We start from the raw sequence: 3,309 nt of genomic DNA, 5'->3' as shown, positions 1-3,309 counted from the left end.
GGCCCCTCCCGTTCATGGATCGGAGTGAGATGACTCGTTCGCGGCGCAGGCAGTACCGGCGCTCCGGTCCGCCGATGCTGAGGGCCACGGTGAATCTTGCCGCCCCTGAACTCCCTGCTTGGCCTGGGTCGGGTGCCTCGACGGATCAGTGGCGGTGCTGGCTGGGCCAGGTCTGGGCAGACGAGACGTTTCAGCGGACGGTTGCAGCTGCCAGCCCGGACCTGGCCCGCCAGGTTGCGGCGATCCTCTCCGGGCGGCAGGTGGAAGCTCGTCGGGCGCGCCGGGCGGCGCTGGCCGTCGCCCGGTATGCCATCCGCTACGCCTGCCGTTCCACGCCGTTCGGGCTGTTCGCCGGCGTCGCGCTCGCCGACTTTGGAGAGCGGGCCGCGGTGCGGGTCGGGCAGGCACACGAGATCGTCGATCGGGCCGATTCGGCGGCGGTTGAGGCGCTGGTCAGGGCAGGGGAGGCGGACGCGGCCGTGATGGCCGGCATCGAGGTGTGCGCCAACACCCTGACCCGGGTGGCGGACAGCCGGGTGCACATACCGGCCGAGGGGACCGCGGAGTTCTCGATGGCGCTGACCGCGGCGGTGGCGTTGGTCTTGGACGCAGCCACCGCACCCATTTCCTACACCACGATGCTGGGGAAGCTCGCCGCCGAATTCCCCGAGACCAGCGAACTGCGCAGGGTCGGTCTGGTGGCAGAGTTGCTGCGCACCGGTCTGCTGCGGTCGGGCCTGCGGGCCGCGGCGACCGTCGTCGATCCGACCGCCGTCCTTCCTACCGCCACGGTGCTGGGCGGTGAGGTGCCGGGCACCGTGGCCCGGAGGGCATCGGACGTGCGGCTGGACGCGCAGGTGCGGTTGCCCGAATCGGTGGCGGTCGAGGTGGAGACCGCCGCGACGGTGCTGGCCCGGCTGGCGACGTGCCCACGGGGGACCGGGCCGTGGCGTCGCTACCTGGAGGTGTTCGCCGACCGGTTCGGTGAGGGTATCGAAGTCGCCTTGCTGCGGTTGACCGACCCGGAGACGGGGCTGGGGATGCCGGACGGGTTCGGCGCGGTGTCGGAGCCGCCGCGCCCGATGTCGCGCCGCGACCGGCTGCTGCTGGACCTGGCCGGGGGCGCCGCGCTGGAGGGCCACCGGGAGGTGGTGCTGTCCGAGGCGATGATCGAAGAGCTGGAGGCGGCCGCGGGCGACCCGCCGACCGCGCCGGCTCCGCATTTCGAGGTGTGCGCGCAGGTCGAGGCGGCGTCGATTCGAGCATTGGATCGGGGTGATTTCCGGTTGCGTCTGCACACCGTCTCGCGGGCGGCCGGGACGATGACGGGCCGGTTCTGGCACCTGTTCCCTGAAGCCGCCGAACTCAGCGGCCTGCCCACCGTGACGGTGGGGGCGAGACTGGCGCAGCTGTCGTTCCACCCCTCCCGGATTGGGGCCGATCTGCTCACCCGTGCACCGCAGGTGCTGCCGGAGGTGGTGAGCGTGGGCGAGTTCCGGGGGAGCGGCGAGCAGGTGCTGCGACCCGCCGATCTCGCCGTGGGAATGGAGAACGGCCACCTGTATCTCGTGGTAGCCGAGACGGGCGTCCGGCTGGAACTCCTGACCCCGACGGCGATCAACTTCGTGTGGAACAACTTCACGCCGCCGCTGGTCCGGTTCCTGGCCGAACTCGGTCGCGCCGGGACTGCGCAGGTGACGTGGTTCGACTGGGGAGCTGCGTGGACGTTGCCGTTCACCCCGGCGCTGCGTTATCGGCGGAGCATCCTGGTCGCCGCCCGCTGGCAGCTGCGTGCCCGAACTTTGTGGGGCACGAAAGCCATTCTCGGCCGACAAGCGCCGTTGCGCGCGTGGGCAGAGCAGTTGCACGCCTGGCGCGGCCGCGCAGGGGTACCCGAGCGGGTCCTTCTCGCGCTGGACGACCAGCACCTTCTCCTTGACCTCACCCGGGACCTAGACCTCGACCTGCTCCGCACCCACCTGGCCGCGAATCCGGTCGCTGTGCTCTATGAGGCGCCACCGCCGGATGCCGACGGCTGGATCGGCGGGAGGGCGCACAGCATCGTCCAGGCGGTGGCGGCCCACCCATGAACGCGACCTTGACGAAGCAGCCCAGGACACAGGCGTTGGCCGAACAGGGTCTGGGCGTGGCGCTGCTGCACCTCGAACGCGGTGACCTCGCGGCCACTCGCCCTTTGCTGACCGACGCGGTCGCCGGTGGCGTGAGCACCGGCGCGAACGCGAGCCTGTTCCACGGTGCTCCCGCGGTGGAATTCGTACTCGGCCGTACGGGCAACGCCGGGCAGGCGGTCACCTCCGCCGTTGATCGGGTCGTGGCCACTCGCCTAGCCGCTGCCGCCCGGCGGCAGAAGGAGGGGCGGCTGCCGGTGCTGGCAGAGTTCGACCTCATCCAGGGCTTGGCCGGTCTGGGAGCAGTGTTGCTGTCCCGCCCCCACGCGTCCCAGCTCCGAGAAGTGCTGGCCCATCTGATCGGCCTGGCCGTCCCAGCCGCCGCTGATCCGTCGGTGCCGGGATGGTGGTGCGCGCAGGGGCCGGGGCATGAGGAGATTCCCGGCGGGCACGGCAACAACGGGATGGCCCACGGCATCGCCGGGATTTTGTCGCTGTGTGCGCTGGCCGCTTGCCACGGTGTAGACGTGCCCGGCCAGCAGTCGGCGATCGGGACGTTCTCCGACTGGTTGGAACTCCACGGCGGCTACTGGACGACTCGCGACCAGCTCACCACCACCACGAAACCGAGGATGCCGAGGGGACGGCCGTCGTGGTGCTACGGAGATCTCGGGATCGCCCGTGCCAGGCAGCTGGCCGCGATCGCCCTTGGCGATCGGGCACGTGCCCGATCGGCCGAGAACGCTGCGGTGGCTGCTCTGGACGATTCGGTCCGCATCGGCTTGATCACTGATGCGTCGCTGTGCCATGGCTGGGCGGGGCTGCTGGCCCTCACCCGCGCCATCGCCGCTGACAGCCCGGATCCCGGCCGGCTCTCCGGCCACTTGGACCAGCTCGCCGATCGTGTCGCTGCCGGGATCGACGACCTCGCCAAACCGGGGTTCTTGGAAGGCCGTGCTGGTGCGCGCCTGGCGCTGGAGGGGACGGACGTCATCGGCTGGACCCGCGCCCTGCTGATCACCTGAACCTCGTTCACCTCGAAGATTTGAGCAGGAGCGACCAGACGCGATGGACTGGAACGACGAGAACCTCCCGACCTCCGAGGCTCCGGAGTGGTGGCACGCCACGATCTCCTTTCCCGACGGCACCGGAGTGGACGCGAAGGCCGCGACCGCGCTAG

2 protein-coding genes are annotated in these 3,309 nt (G+C 70.7%); both read left to right on the top strand.

What is annotated here, in order from left to right; all coding sequences use genetic code 11:
* Window positions 1-29 precede the first annotated feature (29 nt).
* Window positions 30-2,090 (top strand): lantibiotic dehydratase family protein, encoded by a 2,061-nt coding sequence (locus tag U9980_RS25940; RefSeq protein ID WP_322770328.1) that lies wholly within the window; start codon window positions 30-32, stop codon window positions 2,088-2,090.
* A complete protein-coding gene (locus tag U9980_RS25935; RefSeq protein ID WP_322770327.1) occupies window positions 2,087-3,154 on the top strand; it encodes a lanthionine synthetase C family protein in 1,068 nt (355 codons plus the stop codon). Before U9980_RS25940 ends, U9980_RS25935 begins: the two co-directional genes overlap by 4 nt.
* The last annotated feature ends 155 nt before the right edge of the window (window positions 3,155-3,309 follow it).

The sequence above is a fragment of the Protofrankia sp. Cr1 genome (assembly GCF_963555865.1).
Taxonomy (GTDB): domain Bacteria; phylum Actinomycetota; class Actinomycetes; order Frankiales; family Frankiaceae; genus Protofrankia.
The sequence above is the reverse complement of the archived record's forward strand: the minus strand, read 5'-3'. Positions and strand labels throughout refer to the sequence as shown.

Excerpts from the sequence above, each read along its gene's own strand:
- U9980_RS25940 (WP_322770328.1), top strand. The coding sequence starts at position 30 with ATGACTCGTTCGCGGCGCAGGCAGTACCGGCGCTCCGGTCCGCCGATG.
- U9980_RS25935 (WP_322770327.1), top strand. The coding sequence starts at position 2,087 with ATGAACGCGACCTTGACGAAGCAGCCCAGGACACAGGCGTTGGCCGAA.